This window comes from Dactylosporangium sp. NPDC049742, from assembly GCF_040674675.1.
Taxonomy (GTDB): Bacteria; Actinomycetota; Actinomycetes; order Mycobacteriales; family Micromonosporaceae; genus Dactylosporangium; species Dactylosporangium maewongense.
The window spans coordinates 50,805-77,051 of record NZ_JBFANF010000056.1 but is presented as its reverse complement, the minus strand read 5'-3'; the positions used below and the strand labels follow the sequence as shown (position 1 = coordinate 77,051).

Genomic DNA, 26,247 nt, shown 5'->3' with positions numbered 1-26,247 from the left:
CTACTCGAATTCGTCGGCCAGTTCGCGGTATGCGGCTAGTACCGTTTCCGTCCGTTCTGTCAGTGTTTCCGCGGGCTCCGCGTCGCGGGGCGGCCGGCCGCTGATCGCGCCGAGCAGCGCGTCGGCGGCGTCGATCCGCACCCGGGCCCGCGACTGCGCCGCCCGCTGGTCCAGGAACCCCTGGCACAGCGCGGCGAGGTGCCGCAGCTGCCCGACCCGCCGGCTCACCTCGGCGTCGACCTCGGTCAGCCGCTGCGTGAGCTCCGCCTGCCGGTCGGTGACGGCCGCGAACAGCAGCCCCGCGCCGATCGGCTCGCCCACCGACGCGCGCAGCGCCCGGGCGGCGGTCCGCAGCTCGCCGCGCTCGGCGAGGGCGTGCGCGAGGTCCCACAGCGTGCGCTCCAGGGTGTCGCGGGGATCGGTCGGGTCGCCGAGCCGCTCCAGCGCGGGCCAGGTCAGCACGATCCGGTCGGCGTACGCGGCGGCCTCCTCGAACATGGACCGGTCGCGGGGGTCGGTGAGGTACTGCCGCAGCGACCGCTCCCGGCTCGCCGGCGTCCTCACCAGGTGCAGCCCGGCGAGCAGGAACCCCGCGGCGCCGACCGCGGCCAGGACCGTGCGGCCCAGCGGCGGCGCGCCGAGCCAGTGGATGCCCAGCGCGGCGATCGCGGCGCAGGCGAGGGCCGCCGCGTACGCGACGAACACCCAGTTGTCGGCCGGCCAGAACGGGCCGACGCGCGGCTGCCCGGAGGCGCCGGCGAGGGCCCGCTGCGCCGCGCCCGCCTGCCGGCGAACGATCGCGGTACGCCGCCCGCGGAGGTACTCAAGCACGCCGGATCAGCGCCGAGGTGGCGCTCGCCAGCAGCAGTCCGGCAAGGACCCCGGGCAGTCCGGCGACGAGCCCGGCGAAGAGGGCCGTCGCCCCGAGCGTCGGCAGCGACAGCGGCCCCATCCACCTCGGCAGGTGCTGCGCCGGCACGCCCACCAGCGCGATCAGCGACGCGGCGGCCAGGGCGAACAGCGGTGCGAAGGGCTGGCCGGTCATCAGGACCAGCCCGGCGGCGAACGCGACGCCCAGCGCCGGCCCCGGCAGCGGCAGCACCGTGAGCAGGCCGACCCCGACGGCGGCGGCCTGCGGGTGGGTGACGCCGCCGACGTTGAGCGCCGGCCAGGCGACGGTGGCCGCGAGCGCCGCCCAGACACAGCGGTGCGTGGCGGCCGTCGCCGGTCCGGTTCCCTCGTCGACGGCCCGGACGAGCATCACAGCAGCCGCAGTTCCCGCGCCCGTTCGACGGCCTCGCGCCGACGGCCGGCGTGCAGCTTGCGGTAGATGTTCTTGACGTGCGTCTTGACGGTGTTGACCGACACGTACAGCGTCGAGGCGATCTCCAGGTTGGACATCGTGCCCTGCAGGTACCGCAGCACCGTCAGCTCCCGCTCGGTGAGCGGCTCGACGAGGCTGCCGTCGGCGCCCCGCCCGCCGCCCGCCAGCGGCGACGAACCGGCGGCCAGCTCGGCCGCGAGGGGGTGGTACACGGGCAGCAGCGGCGCGAAGTTGGCCAGGAGGTCCCGGACGGGGTGCCCGCCGACGAGGAACGGCCGGCGGAAGCTCTCCTCCTCCGCGATGTCCAGGGCGACCTCCAGGCCGCGCAGCACGCGGTTGCGGTCGCCGAGCGCCCGGCCGGCGAGGGACGTCAGGATCGCGGCGTGCACGGTCCAGGTCAGCGCCGTGTCCACCGACGGGGTCGCGTACTGCTGGGCGGTCGACGCGGCGGCGGCAGCCTTGCCCTCGACCAGCGCCGCCGACGCGTCGACACAGGCGGCCCATCCCGGGTACACGTCCGGGTCGCCGCCGGTCGCGACGAGTCGCCGGGCCGCGCCCAGGTCCCCGCCGCTGATTCGCAGCTCTGCCTCCGTCAGGGCCAGGGCCCGCTCCACGCTGGGCGTGAGCGGCGCGCCGCCGAGCTCGCGGCGGGCGGCGTGCAGCACCTCCAGGGCGGCGGCGAGCCGGCCCGAGCCGTGGCGGAGCTTCGCCCGCACCGTCGCGATCGCGACGAGCAGGTCGGGGTCGCCGGCGGCCAGGTCGAGGCCCTCGTCGAGGAGCCGGTCGGCCTCCGCGATGCGGTCCCATTCGCCGTACACGCTGGCCAGGGCCATCCGGACCCAGCCGAGGTCGGTCGCGTCGGTGATGCCGAAGCGGTCCGCGGTCACCAGTGCCTGCCGGCCGAGCCGAGCCGCCGCCCGCAGCCTGCCGCGGGCCGCCTCCAGCACCGACAGCTGCGCCGCGGCGCACACCTGGGTCTGCGCCATGCCCGTGCGCTGGGCGAGCACCAGGGCCCCGTGCAGGGGCGTTCCGGCGGCGGCGAGCTCACCCAGCCGGAGCCGGGCCGCGCCTTCGTCCAACATGGACAGTGCCCGGACCTCGTCGGTCTGGTCCTCGGGCCGGTTGAGCTCACCGAGGGCGGCGAGCGTCCTGCGCGGGTCGCCGGACAGCCACGCCTCGGCGGCCATGAACCCGGCCATCATCCGCGCGCTGACCCGGCCCGGCGCCTTCGCCGCGGCCTGATCCTTCGGTGTGCCGCCGGCTGTCGCGACCGGGCTCGCGGCGGGTGTACCGGCGGACGTCCCGCTCGGCGCGGGCGCGGTCATCACGGCCGTCGCACCACCGCCGTTCGAGGTCGGGACGTGCAGCGCGGCCGGCACACCGGACCCGGCCGGCCCGGAGCGGCCGACGGTCGCGCCGACGTTGCCGGTCGGTCCGTTCGCGCCCATCCCGTACGCCGCGCGGTTCATGCCGACCGGACCGCCCGCGCCGGTCCCTCCCGCGGAGCCGCCGGTGGCGGGCGCGTTCGTGGGTCCGGTGCCGGTGCTCTTGCCACCTTCTCCGGCGGACGCGTTCGTGCCGATCCCGTTCGTGCCGTTCGTGTTCGTGACGAAGGTGGTCGCGGTGCCGGTGCTCGTGGCGGTCGCGCTCGCCGGCCCGGTCTCGCCGTTGCCGTTGCCGCCGTTCGTGCCGTTGGTGCTGGTGGCTCCGGCGGGGCTGTTGCCGCCGTCTCGGCCGGGCGCGTTCGTGACGTCCGCGTCCGTGGCTCCGGCGGTGGCGGTGGTGGTCGGCCCGGTCGCGGGCGTCCCCGTTGCGGGCGTCCCAGTCGAGGTCGGGCCGGTCGGGCTCGTGGCGGTCGCGGGCGTCCCAGTCGCGGGCGTCCCGGTCGCGGGCGTCCCGGTCGCGGTCGGGCCGGTCGCGGTCGGGCCGGTCGGGTTCGTGGTGGTCGCAGTCGGGCCCGTCGTGGGCGTCCCGGTCGGGTTCGTGGGGCCGGTGCTGGCGGCGGGCGGGGTGTCGGCGGCGCGGTTGCTGCGGCGCAGGTAGTCGCGGGTGCCCTCCAGGTCGCCGACCCGCAGGCGCTCCGCGGCGAAGGCCAGGGCCAGCCGCGGGTCCGCGTGCTCGTCGCCGGCCGGCGGGTGCGGCGCGGCCTCGTGGGGGCGGTCGTAGCGGACCCCGCCGACGATGTCCGGCCAGTGCCGGTCCAGCGTCTCGACGGCGCCGGTCCAGTCCTCGGCGAGCAGCGCGTGCCGCATCGCCTCGGCCGGGATCCCGTAGGTCGAGTGCCATGCGGCCGCCCGGCGGTGCAGTTCGGCGACGCGTTCGGGGTTGCGGCGCTGCAGCTCGGAGTGCAGGGTGCGGGCGAAGAGCGGGTGGAACCGGTACCAGCCGCCGGGGCCGGCGTTGCGGGTCAGGAAGGCGTTGGAGCCCTTGAGCTCCGCGAGGACCCGCGCGCCGTCGTCGCGGCCGGTGATCGCCTCGACCAGGCCGGCGTTGAGGCGCGTCGCGACCGCCGTGTCGAGCAGCAGCCGGCGGGTGTCGGCGGGCAGGGGCTCGATGACCTCGCCGGTGAGGAAGTCGCCGACGGCGGTGCTGTAGGCGCCGCCGTCGTCGAGGACCCGCTCCGGCTCCGGGTGCCCGCGCATCGCCATCGCGGCCAGCCGTACCCCGGCCGGCCAGCCCTCGGTCATCGAGTGCAGCGCGTACAGGGTGCTGCCGGGCAGCACGACGTCGTGCGCGGCCAGCAGCTGCGCGGTCTCGGCGATGGTGAGCGACAGGTCGGTCGTGCGCACCTCCGTCAGCGAGCCGTTGACCCGCCAGCGGTACAACGGCAACGCCGGATCCCGCCGGCAGGACAGCACCAGGTGCAGGCGGCCCATGCCGTGCCGGACCAGCGCCTCCAGCTCCGCGAGCGCGGCCTGGTCGCTGATCTCGCGCACGTCGTCGACGACCACGACGTGGGGGTGGTCGAGCGCGTCGACGGCGCGCGGCAGGTCGTCGGCGTAGATGTCGGGCTTCAGGTCCCCGGCGGGCACCGCGTGATCACCCGCGGAGAGGGCGCCGCGGAGCCGGCCGGGCACGTCGGCGCCGTCCGGCGAGTGCGCGGTCACCCAGCGCACGACGGGCACCTCGTCACCGATCCGCACGGTGCGGGCCCACGCGACCAGGGCGGCGGTCTTGCCCCAGCCGGCGGGCGCGGTCACCAGCGTCAGCGGCGCGCGCACAGCGACGTCAAGCTGCGCGACGACTCGGTCGCGCAGCACGTATCCGGGTGGGAGGTCCGGCACCGCCAACGTCGACGGGGCCGTTCCACGGCGATCCTGCTGTACCAACGCTTGCGACACTCGGTGCCCCCCGATTTCATACCTCGCCAAACGTGACGAGCAAAGCACCGCTCCAAGCTGCGGGGCCTCACCCTGCCTGGGTGGTCTTCCCTCGGCCGATGTGGCTGTTTGCCTTGCGTAGCAACGGTTCCATCGACATCGCTGCACCGGCGCGCCGCGTGCAGGAGGCTCACCCGGAACGGATGACGCGCGGTCACCACACTGGTCGGCAGCGTTCCCGCTATCGCCCGTCGCGTCGACGGGCTGGGAGGGATGAGCCCAGGATGAGCGCGCTTGTCGGTGAGATCGAGCTCCGCGGCGAGAACGGGTTCGAGCTTGCCCTGAGGGGTTACCACCGCGGCCAGGTGGATCGCTACATTGCCACCCTGCAGATGCGGCTGACCACGGTGGAGACGGAGCTTGCCTCGGCGCGCTACCGGGAGCAGCAGCTCGCGGGCAAGGTCGAACGGCTCAACACGCAGGTCCGCCAGTGCACGTGCGGCGACGAGACCTCGAAGGCCGTCGGTGGCCGGATCCAGCAGATGATCGAGCTGGCCGAGCAGGAGGCCGACGACCTGCGCAAGCGGGCCGCCGAGGAGCTCGACGGCGCCCGTACCGCGGGGGAGGCGCTGCTCGCCGACGCCCGCAAGCACGCCGAGGACGCGATCCGCGACTTCCAGACCGCGCTCGCGCAACGTCGCTCGGAGGAAGCCCGCGCCGAGCAGTCCCGCCGCGTGCAGTGGGACACCCGCCGCCAGCGGCAACGCGAGGCGGCCGAGAACCTCCTGGCGTCGACCCGATCCATCGGCGCCGAGAGCCTGCAGACCACCAAGAAGCTGCTGGACGCCCTGTCCGAGCAGCACGCCAAGTTGACCGCGGAGGTCGAGTCCGCGGAGAAGGAGATGGCCGACCTGCCGAATGCCTGAAGACGTTCTGCCCCGAGACGCCCGGTGGTCCACTGTGGACCACCGGGCGTCACCGTCTCCGGGGGAGAGGGGAAGCGGGGGGATTCAGGCGAAGACCTCGTGCAGGTGCTCTTCCTGCTCCTTGGACAGGTTGGTGTGCAGCAGCTTCGGCCGGTCGCCGGCGAACGCGTCGCGGACCTTGTCGACCACGACGTCGGTGGTCAGCACGAACAGCGCGGACGTGCCCGGCTGGATCTCGTCGCGGGTGCGCTTGATGAAGTCGTCGTCGATGCCGACGTCCCGCAGCGAGCCCGCGATGGCGCCGGCGGCCGCGCCGACGGCCATGCCGAACAGCGGGATGAGGAAGATCAGGCCGAAGAGCATGCCCCAGAACATGCCGCCGAGCGCGCCCCGGCCGGTCAGGTTGTGCATCTGCCGGGTCTTGGGCTTGCTGGCGCCCTCCTCCCAGGACACCGTGGCGGCGTCCTCGATGGTCACCAGGCCCTCCTTCGCGAGGTCCTGGAGCTTCGAGGCGGCGCGGGACGCCCCCTCGGGGGTGTCGAACTTCCAGACGGTCAACGTGGCCATGGTGGTGCTCCGTTCCGTGAGTCGGGCATTCCTTGACGAGCGTCGCTGCGCCGGACGTGCCCGGCCCCACCTGTGCGGAGTGACGATGTGCCCGCTGGCCGATCACCCCACCGGGGTGAGGACGCATCACTCTGACAGCCAGCAGGATTCCTGCCATGAACGAACTGCGGGCGGCCCTGATGGTGACTGCTGCACCGTCGATGACGGTCCGCCCGTTCCCGCCAGCCGCGGGCGTCACGTCGTCGGTGGTCCCCGGCGTGACGACCCAGCTGGGGCGTCAGGTGAACACCGTTGAGCAGGGGGTACTCAACGGGGCAGGAGGAGCGGTGAACACGGCCCGCATCCTGCGCACCGGGCGCTCTTCAGCGAGGGCGGCGGGAGCCGATGGGTGGGCGGCTGATCCGGAGGAGGCCGCCCACCCATCGCAAGTCACATAGCAGCCCCGATAAGACGTCTGAACACTGAAGGACGGCGCAAGAGGCGTCGACGCGCTCCCAGGCCCGCGTCGGCGCCTCAAGCGTTTCCAGACACAGAAACCGGGTGGCTGCCATGGGGGCAGCCACCCGGTTCTTTCTGTGTGCCTCTTGTCAGATCACGGGTTTCAGATCACGCCGTGGTCCGAGGTCGGCGCGGCGTGCCGGGGCGGGTCGGACGACCACCGGGCCGTCTCGTCGTGCCGGGAGTGCGCGCCCGCCCCGCCGATGTCGCCGTACCGTGGCGGCTGCGGTGCCTCGCCGGGCGTGGGCATGTCGCCGTGCCGGCCCGTCTGGCTCGCCTCCGCCGCGCTGTGCGCGCCCTCGTTCGGCCGGGCCGCCGGACCCGGCCGGCCCGCCTGATACGGCCCGCTCGGCGGGTAGGGCCCCACATTCGGCCCGTACGCGGCCGATCCGGACGTCTGCGCGGCTGGGTGGTGCGGTGAGGTCGGCGCGTTCATCGGGATGCCGCTGCCGTACCCCTGGTAGTCCACCGCCTGGTAGTCCCGGTCAGCCGCCCGGTGGCTGGCCGGGGCCGGCGTGACGGAGGGAGGCATGGACTCCGACCAGTGGACGGTGAGCGCGAAGAGGACCACCACGCTGAGTGTGATCATCAACAGCGACCACACCGGGTATGCGCCGAGCCAGCCGACCTGGATCACCATGTGCACCGCCACGATGGCGATCGCCGCCACCCGGGCGACGCTGTTACGGGACAGCAGCCCGATCCCGGCGGCCAGCATCAGCCCGCCGAAGACCAGCATGAGGATGCCCCAGCCGGTCAGGTTCACCACGACGAGACTGTTGTTGTCGATGAACGCCACCTGGTTCTGCAGCAGCGTGACGAGTCCTTCGAGCACGTTGAGGAGCCCGATCACGACGAGCATGACGGCCGCGAAGGTGACCCAGCCGAACCACACGGCTCTGCTCTTGGTCATGGCCACTGTGTTCCTTCCTCTGCACGAGCGGGGCACCGGCAGGAGGCAGGTCTGGCAGGTCTGACCAAATTGAGCAGGTTCGTCGTCCGGCCGCGGCGGACAAGAGAGGAGGCGCCGCGGCCGGATCCGGCGAAGCTCGTGTGGCGACCTCCCTCCCTTGCGGAAATTGCGAACCGGTGCTTTTGAGCCGATCGTTCGGGGCGACCGGATGACCGGACATCACCCGGCCCGTGTGAGTTGGATCGCCCGTCCATCGATGGACCGCCCGTCACCCGCACCGGGTGAGGACTTCTCACCCGGCGGCGCCAGCACAATGCGGTCGTGGAGATGGCCTGGATACCTGGTGGCACGTTCGCCATGGGTGCGGACGGCTTTTATCCGGAAGAGGCGCCGGTGCGCAAGGTCACCGTCGACGGCTTCTGGATCGACTCGCATCCCGTGACGAACGCCGAGTTTGCCCTGTTCACGACCGAGACCGGCTACGAGACGGTGGCGGAGCGGCAGCCGGAAGACGAAGGTCAGCCCGGCTCGATGGTGTTCGTGCAGCCGCCCGGACCGGTGCCGCTCCGCGACTGGCGGGTGTGGTGGGAGTTCCGCCCCGGCGCGTCCTGGCGACATCCGTGGGGGCCGGACTCCGACATCCGGGGCCAGTCGGCGCACCCGGTGGTCCACGTCGCCTACGAGGACGCCGCGGCGTACGCCAGGTGGGCCGGCAAGGACCTGCCGACCGAGGCGGAGTGGGAGTTCGCCGCCCGCGGCGGGCTCGACCAGGCGATCTACCCGTGGGGTGACGATCCCGAGCCGGGCCGGGCCAACATCTGGCACGGCATCTTCCCGTGGCTGGACCGCAGCGACGGCGGCCACGGCACCAGCCCCGTCGGGGCGTTCGCCGCCAACGCGTACGGCCTCTTCGACGTGGTCGGTAACGTGTGGGAGTGGACGTCGGACTACTACCGGTCCGGAAATGCCAGATTCGACGTGGGTGATGATCCTCTCCAGCCCCAGGGTGAGGTCGCCGACAACCCGCGGGTGGACACCCCGGCAGGGGCGGCCGTCTATGCGAGCCGGGTCGTCAAAGGCGGCTCCTACCTGTGCTCCACCGGCTATGACCACCGGTTCCGCCCCGCGGCGCGACAGCCGGAGGCGGTCGACAACGGCAGCTGTCACGTCGGTTTTCGTTGCGTTCGCCGACTCGGGTGAACACGCACTGTTATTTGTTCACCCCCTACGGGTGAGGCGACCTCACCTTTAATCGCCTCACAATCCCGTGGTCATCCGCCGTGCTGCGGTGGGTGGGAGGGGGCGAAAAACGTTGGGGCAGAAAACGCTCGTTGACACCATCACCCGTCCCGCACTGCACTTCGCAGTGCCTGAGCCGCCCCGCTATCACGTGCCACGACCGCGTCTTCTGGACGCATTGGATCGTGCGGTGGCGGGGCATTTGACATTGATCTCCGCTCCGGCGGGGTGGGGCAAGACCACCCTGCTGGCAGAATGGGTGGCGGCCGGGCGATCTCCCTGGCCGCTGGCGTGGTTGACGGTCGAGGCGCACCACGGCCCGCGCTTTTGGGAACACGTGCTGGGTGCGGTCGCGGCGGCCACCGCGGAGCACCAGGTCACCGCGGCGGCGACCGACGGTGGCGAGGCACTCGACGAGCTGGTCGTGCTGCTGCGGCGGCCCGGCCCGCCGGTCGTCGTCATCCTCGACGACCTGCAGGAGCTGTCCGTCCAGCGGGTGTGGGGCGAGTTGGAGACGCTGCTTTCCCAGGCGGGAGACCGCCTGCGTCTCGTCATCGCCTGCCGGACCGATCCGGCGCTCACCCTGTACCGCTTCCGCATCCGCGGCGCGCTCGCCGAGCTGCGGAACGGGACGCTCGGCTTCACCCTCGACGAGACCGCGCAGATGCTCAACGCGCACGGCGTCCGGCTCGCCGAGTCGGCCCTCGTGGAGCTGCACGCGGTGATGCGAGGTTGGGCGGCGGGGCTGCGACTCGCCGCGCTCGCCGTGCAGGGGCACCCGGAGCCTGACAGCCTGGTGCCCCGTTTCGCGCTGCAGGACCGGGCGCTCGGCGAGTACCTCGTCGGCGAGGTCTTCGACACCCTGCCGGAGGACATCCGCGAGGTCGTCCTCTGCACCTCGGTGCTCGACCAGGTCAGCGCCGAGCTCGTGGAGGCGCTGACGGGCCGCGTCGACGGAGCCCGCATCCTGGCGCAGCTCGAACACTCCAACCTGTTCGTCGTGCAGGGCAGCGGCAACGCCGGCATGTACCGGTGCCACCCGCTCTTCGGTCTCATGCTGTACGACGAGCTGCGGCACCGCCGGCCCGAGCAGGTCCGGCAGCTGCACCGCCGGGCCGCGGACTGGTTCGCCGCGCACGACTCGCCGGCCGACGCGCTGCGGCACGCGCTCGCCGCCCGCAACTGGGGCCAGGCCTCCGACCTGCTCGCCGCGAGCTGGCAGGAGCTGGTGCCGGGGGCGCGGCTGCGGACCATCAAGGAGCTGGTCCCGCCGCCGCCGCAGGAGGTCCGCAACGACCCGCGGCTGGCCCTGGCCTTCGCCGCGGAGCGCCTGGACGCCAGCGACCCGCAGGGCACGGAGACGTTCCTGCACCTGGTCGACCGCTCGCAGCACACGCTGGTCGAGTCGGCCCGCACGGCGTTGCAGCCCATCGTCGACAGCTTCCGGATGGCCGAGGCGCACCAGTCGGGCAAGCCCGACCTGATCCTCGCCACGGCGCCGCAGCTGCTGCGCGACGACATGGGCCTGGACGACCAGGACACCGCGCGGATGCGGGCGCTCGCGCTCGTCGCCGTCGGCGGCGCCCGGCTGCTGCAGGGCGACCTGGGGGCGGCGGAGCTGGCGCTCACGGAGGCGCTCAACCTGGCCCGCCGCTGCGGCGGGATCCAGTCGCAGCTGGCCGCGCTGCGGCAGCTCGCGCAGCTCAACGCGACCCGCGGGCGGCTGACGGCGGCGATGCGCTACGGCAAGGAGGCCCTGGCCCTCGCCGACCGTGAGGGGCAGACGCAGGGCAGCGACGTGGTCTGGGCGCAGCTCACCGTCGCCGAGGTCTGCTACCTGCAGGCCCGGGTGCGGGCGGCCGAGCACTACCTGGACCGGGCCCTGGACGGCGGCGGTCTGGCCGACCCGGGCCTGGTCGCGGTCGCCACGATGTCGCGGGCGCACATCCGGGCCGCCGCCGGCGACGCCCGGGCCGCGTGCACCGAGCTGGCCGCGATCCGGCGGCAGCTCGCGGACTGGCGGTACACGCCCCGGCTCCAGCACTGCGTCACGCTCGCCGAGGCGGAGCTGCGGCTCGCCGCCGGCGACGTGGAGGCGGCGAAGCGGCTGCTCAACCTGGAGCCGGTGGATCTGCTGACGCCGTGGCTGGGTGTCGTCCGAGCGAAGGCTGCGCTCGCCGAGCGCCGCCCCGCGGCGGCCCTCGGTGCGGTGCAGCCGTTCCTGGAGTACACCACCGGCTCGCTGGTGTGGACGGTCGACGCCAACCTCACCTGCGCCCGCGCGCTCCGCGCGCTCGGCGACCGGAGCAAGGCCGGCCGCGCCCTCGAGCAGGCGCTGCGCTGCGCCGAGGACGAGGGCATCCGCTGGCCGTTCGTGGCCGGCGGCCAGCCGGTCCGGGAGCTGCTGGTGACCTACCTGCCGGCGGGCAGCGGCTACCGCGGCGTCGCCGAGGACATCGCCACCGAGCTCAACGGCTTCGGCCGCCCGGCCGCCGCGGCGGGCGAGCTGGCGGAGCCGCTCACCGAACGCGAACTGGCCGTCCTGCGCTACCTGCAGGGCACCCTGTCCGCGGGCGAGATCGCCTCGATGCTCTACGTGTCCGTCAACACGGTGAAGACGCACATGAAGAACATCTACCGCAAGCTGGGGGTCGGCAGGCGGCGAGAGGTGATCGAACGGGCCCGCGAGCTGAACCTGCTCTGACAGCTCGCCGGCCACGGCAAGCGGCCCCCGGGGATTTCCCCGGGGGCCGCTGCTTTGTGCGCCGTCCGGTCTCCTGGGCTGCCGCCGCCGTGGCGCCGTCCGGTTTCCGGGAGGGCCGTCGCTCCGCGTCGCGTCGTCCCGGTCTCCCCAGGACGCGCTGCCTTCGTGTCGCGTCTCCCCGGTCTCCCCCGAACGGCGCCGCTTCGCGCCGTTCGGCCTCCCGGGCGGGACCATCGGCGGACACCGTCCGGGGACACCCGAACGGACACAAAAACGGCGGCGGCGCCCACTCCGTTGGGGGCGCCGCCGCCGTCGGCGGTGGGGTGTTCGAGTTACTGGGTGACGTACGGGCGGGCGCCGATGGCGGCCAGCTCCTCCGAGATCTCCTCGTCGTCCTCGACCATCACACCCTCGATGATCGCCGTGTCCGCCTGCGCGGCCATGAGCACCGGCAGCGGGTCCATGAGCGGGTCGAGGGAGGCGCACTGCACGGCGACGAAGTCGTCCATGTCGTGCACCGGCTCGGCGACGATCATCGGGACGGTGGCGTGCCCGACCGCCCGGACCCACACCTGCGGCGAGTCGAGGTCGATGACGTCGATGTCGGTGCCCACCGGGGCCCTGCCGACCGCGGGCTCGAGCTCCTCGACGATGTCCACCAGGATCACGTCCTCGTGGCGCACGATCGGCCGACCGGCCTTGTGGCGGCCCCGGTACCGGTCGCTGCGGCTGTTGCGCCGCAGCGCCAGCTTCGTGACCGACGCGATCGGCGCCTCCTCCGGCTCGACGCCGGCGGCGGCCGCCCTGCCCTTCGGCACGGTCAGGACGAACAGGATGATCACGTCGAGCGTGATCATCAGCAGCGACCACGCCGGATACGCCCGGAGCATGGCCAGCTGCGAGATCGCGTGCAGCGCCACGATGCTGACCGCGACGGCCCGGGCGCTGGTCTTGCGGGCGCGCAGCGCGAACCCGGTGACGCCGAGGAGCACGCCGAGGGTCACCGTCGCGGTGGCCCAGGTGGTGGCGCTGGTGAACGCCACGTCATTCCTGTTGAACCCGATACCGCCGCTGGCGAACCCCACCAGCAGCCCTTGCGAGACGTTCAACGTGCCAACGAGCGCGAGCATCGTCGTGCCGAACGTGGTCCATTCCTTCACCACACCGCCGCCGCTGTCCATCCGCCGTACTCTCCCTACTGCCTCTGCCGTCTGCAGGATCGGTTTCAAGTGGGAAACAGTCCGGGAATACGTGTGGGCCGTGCCGGCCCCGGTCGAAACCAGGACCGGCACGGCCTATCTCCCCCGTTGTTTCTCTGTTCCCCCCGGAACAGGCCCGGATGGTCGTTCCGGACGCGCCGCCCGCGCGCCCGGAACGTCCACGTCGTGCCTGGGGAAGATGATTCGAGGGAGGCGGGTGATCAGGGATCACCCTCGATGGGTGAGGCGCCGGAGGAACCGGGGAGCCGCCCCGGGTGGGGGCGCCGCGGACGGGGGAGCCGCCGCGGGTGGGGCTACCCGGCCACGGGCTCGGCGGCCAGCAGGCAGGCGTCGTCGTCGAGGTTGCCGCGCCAGGCCATGTCCAGCACCCCGTCCAGCGCGCGGTCCAGGTGCTCGGCGGGCGCGGACGCGCGCATCGCGGCCCGGACGTCGTCGGCGAGGCCCTGAACACCCTCGTCGATGGCCTGGTCGCGGCGCTCGACGACGCCGTCGGTGTACATGAAGAGCAGCTCGCCGGGCTCGATCCGCACGGTCGCCTGCGGGTACACGGCGCAGGGCTCGACGCCGAGCGCCATCCCGGGCGGCTGGCGCAGCGGCCCGACCCCGTCCGTGTTGGCCCGCAGGATCGGCAGGTGGCCCGCGCGGGCCCAGACGAGCATCCGGTCGGCGGGGCGGAACCGGCCGCAGACCGCGGTGGCGAGGACCGTCGCGCGGCGCCGGCACAGCATCCGGTTGAGCGCGGCGAGGATCACGCCGGGCTCGTCGCCGGCCAGGGCCAGCGCCGTCATCGACGCCCGGAGCTGCCGCATGGTGCCGGCCGCGTCGGGGCCGTGGCCCATCACGTCGCCGACGGCCAGCAGCACGTCGCCGCCAGGCAGGGCGGTGCCGAGGAACCAGTCACCGCCGACACCGGCGATCCTGTCCGCCACCGCGTACCGCACGCCGACCCGCACACCGTTGACCGCAACATCCGTCGTCACCACGTCACACCCCTGAGGCCTACGTCGGTCGGCGGCGGAAGCACCGGCGACCGCCCATATCGTGGCCCTCACGGCCGGGTGGGTGGCTCGCCCACAGAGGGTGGTTGGCGGGGGTGCCGGTCCCACACCGGCGGGTGAGGCGTCAGATCAGGCTGAGCTCCCGTGCCCGGCGCACCGCGTCGCGCCGCCGGCTGACGCCGAGCTTCCTGTACACGTGCCGCACGTGCGTCTTGACGGTGTTGGTCGACACGCTGAGCACCGCGGCGATCTCCGCGACCGACAGCATGCTGCGCAGGTAGAGCAGGACCTGCGCCTCCTTCTCGGTGAGCGGGTCGGGCATCGGCTCGCCCGCGGGCGCGGACCAGGCCGCGAGACCGTCGTGCGCGCCGGGCGACGCGGCAGGGGACCCGGTATGGGACCCAGGGGACCCAGCGGGGGACACGGGGGCCGCCGCGAGAGGCTCGGGGTCGGCGGGCTCGGGGTCGCGCTGCCGGGGTGGGGTGAGCACCGGCGGCGACGCGAGGACCTCCGCGATCCAGCCGGCGTGCCCGTCGAACGGCCGGCGGATCCCCTCCGGGCCGGCGATCCGCAGCGCCTGGTCGATCTGCTCCGACGCGCCGGCCAGGTCGCCGAGCTGCCGCAGCGCCTGGGCCAGCTGCACCGTCGCGGAGACGACGGTGACCAGCGACCCGGGCCCTTCGTCGAGGATCCGCTCGGCCACCTGCGCGGTGGCCGCCGGCCGCCCCTCCGCCAGGTGCAGGCGGCCGAGCGCCAGCAGCGGCTCGTCGGAGCCGGGCCAGTGCCGCAGCGCCTCGGCGATGACCGTGTGCGCCTGGTCCATCCGGCCGTCGAGCAGGCACAGGTCCGCGTGCAGCGCCCGCACCGCCACGTCGGCGTAGCGCGGCATCACGCCCGCCCTGGTGTCCATCAGCGGCTCGAGCGCCTCCAGCGCGCCGGCGTGGTCGCCGCGGTCGAAGAGCAGCAGCGCCAGGGCGATCGACCCGCTGACCCAGCCGTTGGGGTCGGGGACCGCGTTGGCGTTGACGCTCTCCTCGATGTGGAAGCGGGCCTCGTCGAGCTGGCCGCGCTCCCGGCACACGGTGGCGAGCACCAGCCGGGCGTAGCTGATGTTGCGCGACTCGGCGATCCCCGCGTCGCGGCAGCCGTCGAGGACCCGCCGCGCGCAGGCCGCCGCCGCCGACAACCGGCCGCGGCTGAGGTGCGCGACCGCCCGCAGGCGGTTCGCCTGCACGGTGAGCAGGTTGAAGCCGGACTTGCGGGCCAGGTCGGCGCCGCGTTCCAGCTCGGCGTCGGCCTCGTCGAGCCGGCCGCCCGCCACGGCCGCGCCGGCGAAGGTCAGGTGCGCCACGGCCCGCGCCGCGTCCGCGGAGTCCGCGAAGACGTGCTCGGCCGCGGCGTCCTCGGTGCGCTCCAGCAGGCGCATCGCGGTCTCGTGGGCACGGTCGGGGTGCTCGGTGGCGGCGGCCTCCGCGAGCCGCATCGCCGCGAGGAGCTCGGCCTGCAGCGCCCCCGGCGCCTCGCCGAGGCCGCGCTCGCCGAGCCGGATGAACGCCGACATGCCGACCATGTCGCCGGTGTCGCGGCACGACAGGGCGAGCGCGAAGGCGAGCATCGGCCGATCGGCGATGTCGTGCGGCGGCTGCGGCCCGTCCCGGGTGGTCAGCGCCCGCGGTCCCGAGCCGGCCAGCTCCGGCCAGTACTGGAGGAACAACCGCTCGGTCGAGACCCAGTCGCCGCCCGCGATGGCGTGCGTCAGGGCGTCGCTGGGCAGCCCGTTCGCCGCGTACCAGCCGGCCGCCGCCCGGTGCAGGGCCCGCTCCTCGGCGAAGGACAGGGTGGTGCGCAGCTCGGCGCGCAGCATCGCCCGCAGCAGCCTGCGGTAGCGGTACCAGGAGTGCGAGCCGCCGTAGAAGCTGGCGAGCGAGTTCGCGCGGCTCATCTGGGCGAGCAGCCGGGCGCCGCCGCGGCCGCCCGTGAGCGCCTCGACCAGGCCCGGGCAGACGGTCTCCAGGATCGAGGTCCGCAGCATGACCTCGCGGATCTCCGGGTCGAGGTGCTGCAGGATCTCCCGCCGGACGTACTCGCTGAGCCCGACCTCCTCGTTGAGCCCGGCCTGGCCCAGGACGATGTCGGTGACCAGCCGCTCCGGCTCGTGCCGGCCGACCATCGCCGACAGGATCACCGCGACCGCCGCCGGCCAGCCCTCGGTCACGTGCCAGAGCGCGTAGCGGAAGTGCTGGGCGAGGCGCACCCCGTAGCCGTCGGCGAGGCCGGCGACCTCGTCCTGGGTGAGGGCGAGGTGATCGGTGCGCAGCTCGTTGAGCTGGCCGCGGACCCGCCACCGGTACAGCGACAGGGGCGGCTCGGTCCTGGCGAGGATGAGGAAGCTGATCCGTTCGCCGAGGCGGGTGATGAGCCGCTCGAGCCGCCTCAGCACGGTGTGGTTGGCGACGTGGTGCAGGTCGTCGAGGACGACGACGGCGCGCTCGTAGTGGTGGGCGTTGCTCCACGCGTAGGTGGCCGGGTCGACGGCGATGCCGGCGGCGGTGAGGGCGTTCGTCAGCTGCCGCCACGCGCCGGCCCCGCAGTTGGCCTCGAACCGCACGTACGCGGCGCGCCCGGGTGCCCGGCCGGCGGCGATCCACGACGCCACCAGGACGGTCTTGCCCCAGCCGGTCGGCGCGCACAGCAGGGTCACGGGGTGTGACACCGCGGCGTCGAGCTGCTCCATGAGCCGGTCTCGCGCGAGGTGTACCGCCGGCAGCTCGGGCGCGTCGTCGCGCCGCTCGGCGGCGGGTGTCTCGATCGGCCGGCTCGGCCCTGTCCAGCTACGGAACCGCTCGGCGGCGTCGTTGTGCGCCAACTTGTCCAGAGTGCTCTCGCGTGGAACGCCGTGCTGGCTGCTCTGCACCGTCACTCCCGTGGACGCGATTCAGACGTGCTGGGCGACCCTTCACCGAGGGATGGAATTCGTCGGACAACCGACGCCGACCACCATAGATCTCCACGCGTCCGGAGGGGAGACCCCATATTTAGCTGCTTCGATTGTAGGAGTACAAACATTGACGAACATCTCATGATTGAGCGTTCTATTCATAGATACCCCCCAATTAATAGCGGCGCCCTGGAGTACAGCGGGTGTGCGGGTGCTGGGGTAATACGTGTTATTTGTCCAGTTTTGCTGTCCGTGTCAGTTCTGACGGACAGCACTCGGGGCTACACAGCGTGAACCCTGCTTCGGAGGGGTCGCGCGGCGCTGGGCGGGGGTGTGTGGAATGGTCCGGTTCGACCGGAACCGGGCCCTTCACGCATGCCTGCTTCGATCGTCCCTGGTGCCGCAGCGGCATGTCGACACGGTTTTTACTCATGTGGGTGCGTCTGGCTACTCATCAGGATGCCGAACATCGATGTTATTTACGTAGAATTACAACGATGTCATCAACGACACTCCTCATCGATGCCGGGCTTTTCGCTCAAACCCGTGCCATTCTGCAAGTTGCACATCGCAGGAAGCCGCATTGAGGGCATACCGGGCGCGCTGCGTGGCCGTTCGGCGGTTGGGATCATTGCGCCCGGGGCAGGTTGTTGGTTTGGATGGTTCGTCCGTGAATGTGCCAAGACCGGAGGCCCGGTGTACGACCTCAACAGCCTCTCCCTGAGCGAGATCGTGCGCTGCGGGACCGAGGTGCGTGCGGTCGCGGCGAAGGGCGACGACCTTTCCGGCGCCCTGTATGACGTCGCGGAGCTGCTTCACGAACGCATTCGCGACGGTGCCGCCGGCCCGCCCGCCTTCTCCTGGCTCCGCCTCGCCGCGGGGGAGACGATCGTCACGACCGTGCCCGCCGGCGTCCTTCCGGCCGGAGGGTGGGGTGCGACGGGCGACTGGCGGGCGCCCGGTGCGATGCCCGCGGGGGTGCAGCTGCGCGAGGTCGACGACGATCCGGTGCGGACCGTGCTGGCCGTCGGCTGCGCCGGCCACCACCTGCTCGCCGGCGTCACCGTCCGGCTCGACCAGCAGACCGCCGACCTGTTCGAGCTGATCGTCCTCAACCTCCGCATCGGCCTGCACCGCCACGCCGACCCGGGGGACGCCGCCGCCCGCGAGGAGGCGTTCGGCGACCTGCTCGGCGCCGTGGAGCGGGCCGCCGAGCGGCAGGCGGCCCAGCTGGAGCGGACCGTCGCCGAGCTCGCCGACGCCGCCGGACGGCTGCGCCGCAGCCAGCAGGAGCTGCGCGAGCGGGAAGGCCGGCTGCGGGAGGAGACCAGCCTCGTCGAGGCGCTGCACTCCGTCGGCACCGAACTGTCGTCGGAGCTGGACGTCGACCGGGTCGTGCGGCGCGCCACCGACGTCGCGACCAGCCTCACCGGCGCGGCCTTCGGCTCCTTCTTCTACAAGGTCACCGACGAGCTCGGCGAGTCGCACCAGCTGTACTCGCTGTCCGGGGTGTCCAGGGAGGCGTTCGCGAAGTTCCCGATGCCGCGCAACACCAGCGTCTTCGACCCGACGTTCCGGGGCGTCGGGTACATGCGCAGCGACGACATCAGGAAGGACCCGCGCTACGGGCACAACCCGCCGTACACCGGCATCCCGGCGGGGCACCTGCAGGTCGTGAGCTACCTGGCCGTGCCCGTCGTCTCCTCCACCGGCGAGGTCCTCGGCGGCTTCTTCTTCGGCCACCCGCAGGTCGCCCGGTTCACCGAGCGGCACGAGCGCCTCGCCGTCGGCGTCGCCGCGCACGCCGCGGTCGCACTCGACAACGCCCGCATGTACCTGCGCCAGCGCGACGCCGCTGTCGAGCTGCAGCGCAGCCTCCTGCCCAGAATCCCGCGGGTGGACGGGCTGGAGGTCGTGTCGCGGTACCTGCCGGCGGCGAAGGGCGTCGAGGTCGGCGGCGACTGGGTCGACCTGGTGCAGCTGTCCGCCGGCCGGGTCGCCCTCGTCGTCGGCGACGTGATGGGCAAGGGCATCCGCGCCGCGGCGGTGATGGGCCAGCTGCGCACGGCGATCCGCTCGTACGCGTCGCTGGACCTCGCCCCCGGCCAGCTCATGCGCCAGCTCAACACGCTGCTCGCGGCCGACGACGACACGCAGATGGCGTCGTGCGTCTACGCGGTCTACGACCTGGTGCACGGCACGCTCAGCTACGCCAACGCCGGCCACCCGCCCGCCGTCGGCGTCCTGGCCGGTCAGCCGACCCGGCTGCTGACCGGGCCCGTCGGGCCGCCGCTCGGGACGGCCGACTTCCCGTACACCGAACAGGTCGTCGCGGTCCCTCCGGGAGAGGCGCTCCTGCTGTACACCGACGGCCTCATCGAACGGCGTGACCGCAACATCGAGGACCGGCTCGCCGACCTCCAGGCGCGGATCGCCCTGCACCCGCAGCCGACCCTGGCCGCGATCGACGACCTCATCGCCGGGATGGTCGACCCGGCCCATCACGAGGACGACATCGCGGTCCTCTACGTCCGGCAGCCGCCGGCCGAGGTGCCGCTGACCGCGGTCGCGGCCTACCCGGCGGTGGCGTCCGAGAGTCGCGCCGCCCGCCGCTTCGTCCAGGAGACCCTGCACGGGTGGGGCGTGCCCGGCGAACGCACCGACACCGCGGTCGCGGTCGTCGCGGAGCTTTTCGCCAACGCGGCGACCCACGCCCGCACCCGCCACGTCGAGCTGCGCCTGCACCTGCTGCCGGCCCACGTCGCGGTCGAGGTGTTCGACCAGGACAACCGGCTGCCGTTCCTGATCGAGCCGACCTTCGACGACGAGCACCACCGCGGCCTGCAGATCGTCCGCGGCAGCTCCGACCGCTGGGGGACCCGCGCCGTCGCCGACGGCAAGATCGTCTGGGCGGAGATCCCCTAACGCGGTCAGCTCTGCAGCCGGGCCAGCTCCTCCTCGACGATCGACTCGTCCAGCTTCTTGAACACCGGCGTCGGCGCCGACAGCGGCGTGCCCGCGACGATCGCCTCCGGCGTCCACGTCGCGCCGTCCTTGTAGTCGCCCGTGAGGACGGGGTACGTGAGGCCGTTGTCCAGGTCCTCCACGTCGACGATCCGCGGCATGGGCGCGTGCACGCCGGTGCCGCCGAGCAGCTCGTGGATCTGCTGGGCGGCGTGCGGCAGGAACGGCGTGAGCAGCGTGTTGCAGTCGCGCACCGCCTGCAGGGCGACGTGCAGGACGGTGCCCATCCGGGCCTTGTCCTCCTTGAGCTTCCACGGCGACTGGTCGGAGAAGTACTTGTTGACCTCGCCGACGATCCGCATCGCCTCGGTGATCCCGGCCTTCTGCCGGTGCTTGGCCAGCAGGTCGCCGACGCTGCCGAACCCGGCGCGGACCGCCTCCAGCAGCGCGGTGTCCTCGGCCGTCAGCTCACCGGCGGCCGGGATCTCCCCGAAGTTCTTCGCGGCCATCGAGATCGAGCGGTTGACCAGGTTGCCCCAGCCGGCGACCAGCTCGTCGTTGTTGCGCCGGCGGAACTCCGACCAGGTGAAGTCCGTGTCCGTCGCCTCCGGGCCGGCGACCGCGATGAAGTAGCGCAGGGCGTCGGCGTCGTACCGCTGCAGGAAGTCGCGGACGTAGATGACGACCCGGCGGGAGGAGGAGAACTTCTTGCCCTCCATCGTCAGGTACTCCGACGACACGACCTCGGTCGGCAGGTTGAGCGCGCCGAGCGAGCCCGGCTTCGGCGCCGAGTAGCCCAGCAGGATCGACGGCCAGATCACCGAGTGGAAGACGATGTTGTCCTTGCCCATGAAGTAGAACGCCTCGGCGTCCGGGTCCTGCCACCACTTCCGCCACGCCTCGGGGTCGCCGCTGCGGCGGGCCCACTCGATCGAGGCCGACAGGTAGCCGATGACCGCGTCGAACCAGACGTAGATGCGCTTGTCGTCGCGGTCGCGCCAGCCGTCGAGCGGGATCGGCACGCCCCACTCCAGGTCCCGGGTGATCGCGCGCGGCTGGAGGTCGGCGATGAGGTTGCGGGAGAACTTCAGCACGTTGGGCCGCCAGCCCTCGCGCGTGTCGAGCCAGGCGTTGAGCTGGTCCGCGAACGCGGGCAGGTCCAGGAAGAAGTGCTCGGTCTCCACGAACTCCGGCGTCTCGCCGTTGATCTTCGACCGCGGGTTGATGAGCTGGTCGGGGTCGAGCTGGTTGCCGCAGTTGTCGCACTGGTCGCCGCGGGCGCTGTCGTAGCCGCAGATCGGGCACGTGCCTTCGATGTACCGGTCGGGCAGCGTCCGGCCCGTCGACGGCGACCGCGCGCCGAGCGTCGTCTTGGCGATGATGTACCCGTTGTCGTGCAGACCCTGGAAGAGCTCCTGCACCACCTGGTAGTGGTTGCCGGTGGTGGTGCGGGTGAACAGGTCGTAGGTCAGGCCGAGCCCGTGCAGGTCCTCGACGATGACGCGGTTGTACCGGTCGACGAGCTCGCGCGGGGTCACCCCCTCCGCGTCGGCCTGGACCTGGATCGGGGTGCCGTGCTCGTCGGTCCCGGAGACCATCAGCACGTCGTGGCCGGCCATCCGCATGTAGCGGCTGAACACGTCGGAAGGCACTCCGAAGCCGGACACGTGACCGATGTGGCGCGGCCCGTTGGCATAAGGCCAGGCGACCGCGGCGAGAACACGACTCATGAGCTGAAAGCGTAGTGACCCGTCCTGACCTTCGGCGAACGGATGGTTTCTCCCGACACGCTAGGGGACGTCCGAAATCTCCGGTATGACCCGTTGTCCAATGAAAACGTGAGCGAAGAAGCGTGGTGGCGGGGCCAGGCCGCCGGAATCCCACCGAAACCAGCCGACGGCTTCCCGCTGTGGCCGACCACGTCGACCACCACGGTGCGGGCGCCGGCCCACGACGAGCCGGGCACGGACCTGGTGCCGGCGGCCGAGCCCGCGGGCCTCGCTCCCGATCTCGTCGACCCCGCGGCGCACGACGCGGGGGCGACCGCCGTCATCGAGCACCTCCAGCAGGCCACCGTCCAGCTGGAGGAGACGGCGGCGCAGCTGTCCTCACTGTCCGGCGGGCAGCCGTCAGGCGGGCAGCTGTCCGGCACGGGCGAGGCGTGGCCGCCGGCCGCGATGCGGGTCATGCGCCAGCCGCGCGACGCCGCCCGCACGTCCCCGCCGCCGGTCCGCCTGCCGCGCAAGCCCAAGCGCCTGCGCAGCCCCGCGGCCGGCCTGTCCGCGATGCTGCTGATCGCGCTGCTGGCCGGCTTCTTCGCCTGGACCAGCGCCGAGCCGTTCTTCCTCGACATGGGCCAGGGCGAGGCCGGCCACGCCCAGGTCACCCGCTGCCGTGGCGACGGCGTCCTGCGCCGCTGCTACGTGACGTTCCAGCCCGACAAGGGTGCCGCGGTCGCCGGTGTACCCCTGGTCGGCGCCGACGACGCTCCCGGCGCGGTCCTCGACGCCCGGATGCGCGAGGGCGGGCGGATCGCGTACGCCGGCAACCCCACCGGGCTGCGCGTCCGCTGGACCGTCGGCCTGGCGCTGATCCTGCTGTGCGGCGCCGCCCTGTGCTGGGCCACCGGCGCCGGCCGGCTGGGCCGCCTCCGCACCCGCCTCGCCGCCTACGCCCTCACCGCCGCCGCCCCGCTGGTCCTGGCCCTCGGCGTCCTCGTGAGCTCCTACTGACCGCGCCGCTGCTGCCTCGTGATCCGGAAGACTTCGTGTCGCTCTGGCAGCACGAACTCTTCCGGATCACGGCGGTGGGCGCATTCGTACACGGGGCGTCGCATGATCCGGAAGACCTTGTGCGGTCGTGGTTCCGGATCGCGGCGGAAGTTTCACGCGTGAGCGGCGGCGTAGACCTCGCGGCGGGGGAGGCCGAAGCGGGTCGCCACCTCGGTGATCGCGTCCTTCTTGGACGCGCCGGCGGCGACGAGCGCGGCGACCGAGGCGGACAGCGCGGCGTCGGAGGGGCGTTCCTGCGGCACCGCCGGCGCCCCGCCGACCACCAGGGTGATCTCGCCGCGGGCCGATTCCGCGTCCTCGGCCAGCTCGCCGAGGGTGCCGCGGCGGATCTCCTCGTACGTCTTGGTGAGCTCGCGGCACAGCGCCGCCGGGCGGTCGGCGCCGAAGGCCGCGGCCAGGTCGCGCACGGTGTCGCCGACGCGGTGCGGGGACTCGAAGAAGACCAGGGTGCGCGGCTCGGCGGCCAGGGACGCGAAGTAGGTGCGCCGCTCGCCCTGCTTGCGCGGCGGGAACCCCTCGAAGCAGAACCTGTCGCAGGGGAGTCCCGACACCGCCAGGGCGGTCGTGACGGCGCTCGGGCCCGGGGCGGCGCTCACCGGTACACCCAACGCCACCGCGGCCCGGACGAGCCTGAACCCGGGGTCGGAGACGCTGGGCATGCCGCCGTCGGTCACCACGGCGACGGTCGCCCCGGTGGCGAGCAGGTCCGCGAGCTCGGGCGTGCGGCGCTCCTCGTTGCCCTCGAAGTAGGAGACGAGCCGGCCGCCGATGGTCACGCCGAGGTGCTGGGCGAGGCGGCCCAGCCTGCGGGTGTCCTCGGCGGCGACGACGTCGGCGGAGGCCAGGACCGAGCGCAGCCGGGGCGAGGCGTCCTCAGGATTACCCAAAGGAGCCCCGAGCAGAATCAATGGCACATGTGCGATGGTGGCATCCCACCGCCTACGATCGCGCAATGACCTCGGTGCTGACCGACGCAAGCGAGACGCCGCCGCAGGCGGTGGAGCCGACCCCGGCCCACCCGGTCGCCGACGCGGTGCGTCGCCGGCTCGCCCGTTCCGGACCCGCAACCCCGGCCTTCTGGCTGGCGGCGATCCTGGTCACCGCGATCGGGCTGCTCCTTCGGATGGTGAACCTCGCACATCCAAGCGAGACGATCTTCGACGAGGTCTACTACGCCAACGAGGCGTGGGACCTGCTCCAGCACGGCGTCGAATGGAACCCCGAGGACAACACCCCGCAGTACGTGGTCCACCCGCCGCTCGGCAAGTGGATGATCGGGCTCGGCGAGCAGATCTTCGGGTACAACTCCTTCGGCTGGCGCATCGCCGCCGTCACGGTCGGCGTGATCTCGATCCTGCTGATCGTCCTCGCCGCCCGGAAGCTCTTCCGCTCCACGATCCTCGCCGCCACCGCCGGCCTGCTGATGTCCCTCGACGGCATGCACTTCGTCCTCTCGCGGGCCGCGCTGCTGGACATCTTCCTCATGTTCTGGATCGTGGTCGCCTTCTACTTCCTGGTCCTGGACCGCGAGCAGCGGCGCGCGAGGTGGCTGGAGGCGCTGGAGCGCGGCGTCGACCCGAGCCGCCCCGGCCCGGCCAACCGGCCTCGCCTCGGCGTCCCCTGGTACCGGCTGGCCAGCGCCGTCTCGCTCGGCCTCGCGTGCGGCGTCAAGTGGAGCGCGCTGTGGTACGTGCTGCTCTTCGTCGCGCTGACCCTGATCTTCGACATCAGCGCCCGCCGCGCGGCCGGGTCGCGGCACAGCGTCCGGGACGGCATCCTCGACGACGGCCGCTGGATGGTCGTCATGGTGGGTCTCGCGCTGGTGACGTACCTGGCGACCTGGACCGGCTGGTTCCTGTCCGACGACGGCTACTTCCGGCACTGGTACGCGCAGGCCAACGGCCGTCCGAGCGACCGGCCGATCATCGATCCGCTGCTCAACCTGTGGCACTACCACCACGAGGCGTACAAGTTCCACACCGGGCTGAGCTCGAAGCACCAGTACCAGTCGTGGCCGTGGATGTGGCTGCTGCTCGGCCGCCCGGTGGCGTTCTACTGGAACACCGACGGCCCGTGCGACGCGAGCAGCTGCGCGTCGGAGATCCTGCTGCTCGGCACGCCCGTGCTGTGGTGGTCGTTCCTGCCGGCGCTGCTGGCGCTCGGCTGGCTGGCGATCGCCCGCCGCGACGGCCGGGCCTGGCTGATCATGGTCTGCGCCCTGGCCGGCATCGTGCCGTGGTTCCAGTCGATGCCCGAGCACCGCACGATGTTCTACTTCTACGCGCTGCCGGCCGAGCCCTTCCTGGTCCTCGCCGTGGTGTACGTCCTGGGCGCCATCATCGGACCCCCGCGGCACGTCAAGCCCGCCAGCGACCACCGGTTGATCGGTTCGATCGTGGCAGGTGCGTACGTACTGCTCGTAGCGGCATGTTTCGCCTATTTCTACCCGATCTATAGTGGAATGGACATTACGTACACCGAATGGTTCTCCCGGATGTGGCTCGGCTCTCGCTGGGTGTAACTCCGGCGGGAGCCTGGGTATCACCTGACTCGACAGACTGCCTTATATTATTTGCCGCACGGCAAGCAAAGGCTTCGGTCGCGGATGGTGAAGGGTCACATGTCCGGCGTTGGCTCCATCGAGAAGGCTTTGCGCACCGCACCACCGGATCGGTTGGTGGAGGTGCTCGACGCCCACCTGAGCGCGTCACACGGGACGAAGAGCAGCACCGTGTGGCTCGCCGACTACCGCTCGACCTCGCTGTCCCCCAGCGGCGTCGAGCCTGACGGAACGGACGACCTGCTGGCGTCGGCCACCAGGGCGTTCGCCAGCCAGACGGTCGTCGTGGACGCCCGTGAGGGGCAGTCGCTGGCTCGGCTGCACCTGCCGATCACGGCGTGGGGCGAGCGCGTCGGCGTGCTCAGCGTGGTGCTGGACGCCGACCGGGCGCAGCAGGCGGGGGAGGGGCTGCGCGAGCTGGCCGGGACCTTCGCCGTGGCGTTGCAGGCGGTGTACCGGCGGACCGACCGCTACCACATGGACCGGCGCCGCAACGGCAGGCTGACGATGGCCGCCGAGATGCAGTGGGACCTCCTGCCCGCCCGGGGCTACGACCAGCCCGGGGTGAAGCTCGCCGGGCAGCTGGAGCCCGCGTACGCCGTCGGCGGCGACCACTTCGACTGGTCCGTCAACGGCGACTGGCTCACCGTCACCGCCCTCAACGGGATGGGCACCGGCCTGGACGCCGCGCTGCTCACCACCCTCGCCGTCAACGCGATGCGCAACGCCCGGCGGTCGATCCCCACCGGCCTCAGCGCCCCCGGCGACCTCGCCGACCAGGCCGTCCTCGCCGCCGACGCGATCTACTCGCAGTACGGCGGCACCCGCCACGTGGCGACCCTCCTGCTGTCGCTCAACCTCGCCACCGGCGACCTGCGCATCATCGACGCCGGCTCGCCCCGCATGCTCCTGGTCCGCAGCGGCCAGGTCCGCGACATGGTCCTCGACCCGCAGCTGCCGCTCGGCATGTTCGGCGACACCAGATACGTCGAGGAGCAGGAGCGTCTCCAGGCTGGTGATCGCATCTTCATCGTGAGTGACGGGGTGCATGCGGCCACCCGGCAGAACGAGGCCGCGTACGGTGAGCGGGAGTTGAGCCGTGCCATACGATCGACGCGGTTGCAACCACCGGCCGAGGCGATCAGCAGCGTCATGCGGAGCCTGCGTGACTATCATGCAGGCGCAGAGCTCGCCGACGATGCGCTGATCGTCTGCCTCGACTGGTCGCCCAGAGCCGACCCGTGATCCCCGCGAACCCCGGAGGACGACGTGCGGACCCGACCC

Annotated in this window: 17 protein-coding genes; 7 read left to right on the top strand and 10 right to left on the bottom strand. The window is 72.5% G+C overall.

Going from position 1 to position 26,247, the window contains the following annotated elements; all coding sequences use genetic code 11:
- From AB0J72_RS44600 to AB0J72_RS44590, 3 genes are read right to left on the bottom strand one after another with little or no spacing between them, the layout of a single operon-like run.
- Nucleotides 1–831: a hypothetical protein gene (locus AB0J72_RS44600; RefSeq protein ID WP_363411348.1), complete on the bottom strand. Its 831-nt coding sequence runs from the start codon at nt 829–831 to the stop codon at nt 1–3.
- Nucleotides 824–1,261 (bottom strand): hypothetical protein, encoded by a 438-nt coding sequence (locus AB0J72_RS44595; RefSeq protein ID WP_363411346.1) that lies wholly within the window; start codon nt 1,259–1,261, stop codon nt 824–826. Before AB0J72_RS44595 ends, AB0J72_RS44600 begins: the two co-directional genes overlap by 8 nt.
- A complete protein-coding gene (locus AB0J72_RS44590) occupies nt 1,261–4,608 on the bottom strand; it encodes a LuxR C-terminal-related transcriptional regulator (RefSeq protein WP_363411344.1) in 3,348 nt (1,115 codons plus the stop codon). The genes AB0J72_RS44595 and AB0J72_RS44590 overlap by 1 nt, the downstream gene beginning before the upstream one ends.
- A 320-nt stretch (nt 4,609–4,928) precedes the next feature.
- Here AB0J72_RS44590 and AB0J72_RS44585 point away from each other — a divergent pair, with 320 nt between their 5' ends.
- Nucleotides 4,929–5,570, top strand: coding sequence for a hypothetical protein (locus tag AB0J72_RS44585; protein WP_363411342.1), 642 nt, complete (start codon nt 4,929–4,931; stop codon nt 5,568–5,570).
- An 84-nt stretch (nt 5,571–5,654) separates the two neighbouring features.
- Here the strand turns inward: AB0J72_RS44585 and AB0J72_RS44580 are convergent, their stop codons facing one another.
- Nucleotides 5,655–6,137, bottom strand: a complete 483-nt coding sequence (locus AB0J72_RS44580; RefSeq protein WP_363411340.1) for a DUF1269 domain-containing protein — start codon at nt 6,135–6,137, stop codon at nt 5,655–5,657.
- Between the two features lie 601 nt (nt 6,138–6,738).
- Nucleotides 6,739–7,548, bottom strand: coding sequence for a hypothetical protein (locus AB0J72_RS44575; protein WP_363411338.1), 810 nt, complete (start codon nt 7,546–7,548; stop codon nt 6,739–6,741).
- A gap of 327 nt (nt 7,549–7,875) precedes the next feature.
- Here AB0J72_RS44575 and AB0J72_RS44570 point away from each other — a divergent pair, with 327 nt between their 5' ends.
- Both AB0J72_RS44570 and AB0J72_RS44565 read left to right on the top strand, forming a co-directional pair.
- The gene (locus tag AB0J72_RS44570) at nt 7,876–8,748 is read left to right on the top strand and encodes a formylglycine-generating enzyme family protein (protein WP_363411374.1); all 873 of its coding nucleotides are present in this window, start codon (nt 7,876–7,878) and stop codon (nt 8,746–8,748) included.
- 67 nt (nt 8,749–8,815) lie between these two features.
- Nucleotides 8,816–11,491: a LuxR C-terminal-related transcriptional regulator gene (locus tag AB0J72_RS44565; RefSeq protein ID WP_363411336.1), complete on the top strand. Its 2,676-nt coding sequence runs from the start codon at nt 8,816–8,818 to the stop codon at nt 11,489–11,491.
- Nucleotides 11,492–11,823: 332 nt separating this feature from the next.
- On the opposite strand, the gene AB0J72_RS44560 is transcribed toward AB0J72_RS44565, so the two are convergent.
- From AB0J72_RS44560 to AB0J72_RS44550, 3 genes are all read right to left on the bottom strand, one after another.
- Nucleotides 11,824–12,672: a hypothetical protein gene (locus AB0J72_RS44560; protein ID WP_363411334.1), complete on the bottom strand. Its 849-nt coding sequence runs from the start codon at nt 12,670–12,672 to the stop codon at nt 11,824–11,826.
- Between the two features lie 332 nt (nt 12,673–13,004).
- On the bottom strand, nt 13,005–13,691 hold the full coding sequence (locus AB0J72_RS44555) for a PP2C family protein-serine/threonine phosphatase (RefSeq protein ID WP_363411332.1): 687 nt from the start codon (nt 13,689–13,691) through the stop codon (nt 13,005–13,007).
- Between the two features lie 142 nt (nt 13,692–13,833).
- The gene (locus AB0J72_RS44550) at nt 13,834–16,575 is read right to left on the bottom strand and encodes a LuxR C-terminal-related transcriptional regulator (RefSeq protein ID WP_363411330.1); all 2,742 of its coding nucleotides are present in this window, start codon (nt 16,573–16,575) and stop codon (nt 13,834–13,836) included.
- Between the two features lie 768 nt (nt 16,576–17,343).
- On the opposite strand from AB0J72_RS44550, the gene AB0J72_RS44545 reads away from it, so the two are divergent.
- A complete protein-coding gene (locus AB0J72_RS44545; RefSeq protein WP_363411328.1) occupies nt 17,344–19,572 on the top strand; it encodes a SpoIIE family protein phosphatase in 2,229 nt (742 codons plus the stop codon).
- 5 nt (nt 19,573–19,577) lie between these two features.
- On the opposite strand, the gene metG is transcribed toward AB0J72_RS44545, so the two are convergent.
- The gene (gene metG / locus AB0J72_RS44540) at nt 19,578–21,341 is read right to left on the bottom strand and encodes a methionine--tRNA ligase (protein WP_363411326.1); all 1,764 of its coding nucleotides are present in this window, start codon (nt 21,339–21,341) and stop codon (nt 19,578–19,580) included.
- A gap of 108 nt (nt 21,342–21,449) precedes the next feature.
- On the opposite strand from metG, the gene AB0J72_RS44535 reads away from it, so the two are divergent.
- The gene (locus AB0J72_RS44535) at nt 21,450–22,343 is read left to right on the top strand and encodes a hypothetical protein (RefSeq protein WP_363411324.1); all 894 of its coding nucleotides are present in this window, start codon (nt 21,450–21,452) and stop codon (nt 22,341–22,343) included.
- A gap of 152 nt (nt 22,344–22,495) precedes the next feature.
- On the opposite strand, the gene rsmI is transcribed toward AB0J72_RS44535, so the two are convergent.
- Complete coding sequence (rsmI, locus tag AB0J72_RS44530) at nt 22,496–23,326, bottom strand: 16S rRNA (cytidine(1402)-2'-O)-methyltransferase (RefSeq protein ID WP_363411372.1); 831 nt, start codon at nt 23,324–23,326, stop codon at nt 22,496–22,498.
- Between the two features lie 29 nt (nt 23,327–23,355).
- Here rsmI and AB0J72_RS44525 point away from each other — a divergent pair, with 29 nt between their 5' ends.
- Entirely contained in the window at nt 23,356–24,924 is a 1,569-nt protein-coding gene (locus AB0J72_RS44525) for a phospholipid carrier-dependent glycosyltransferase (RefSeq protein WP_363411322.1), read from the top strand.
- A gap of 99 nt (nt 24,925–25,023) precedes the next feature.
- The gene (locus tag AB0J72_RS44520) at nt 25,024–26,208 is read left to right on the top strand and encodes a PP2C family protein-serine/threonine phosphatase (protein ID WP_363411320.1); all 1,185 of its coding nucleotides are present in this window, start codon (nt 25,024–25,026) and stop codon (nt 26,206–26,208) included.
- Nucleotides 26,209–26,247: the final 39 nt, after the last annotated feature.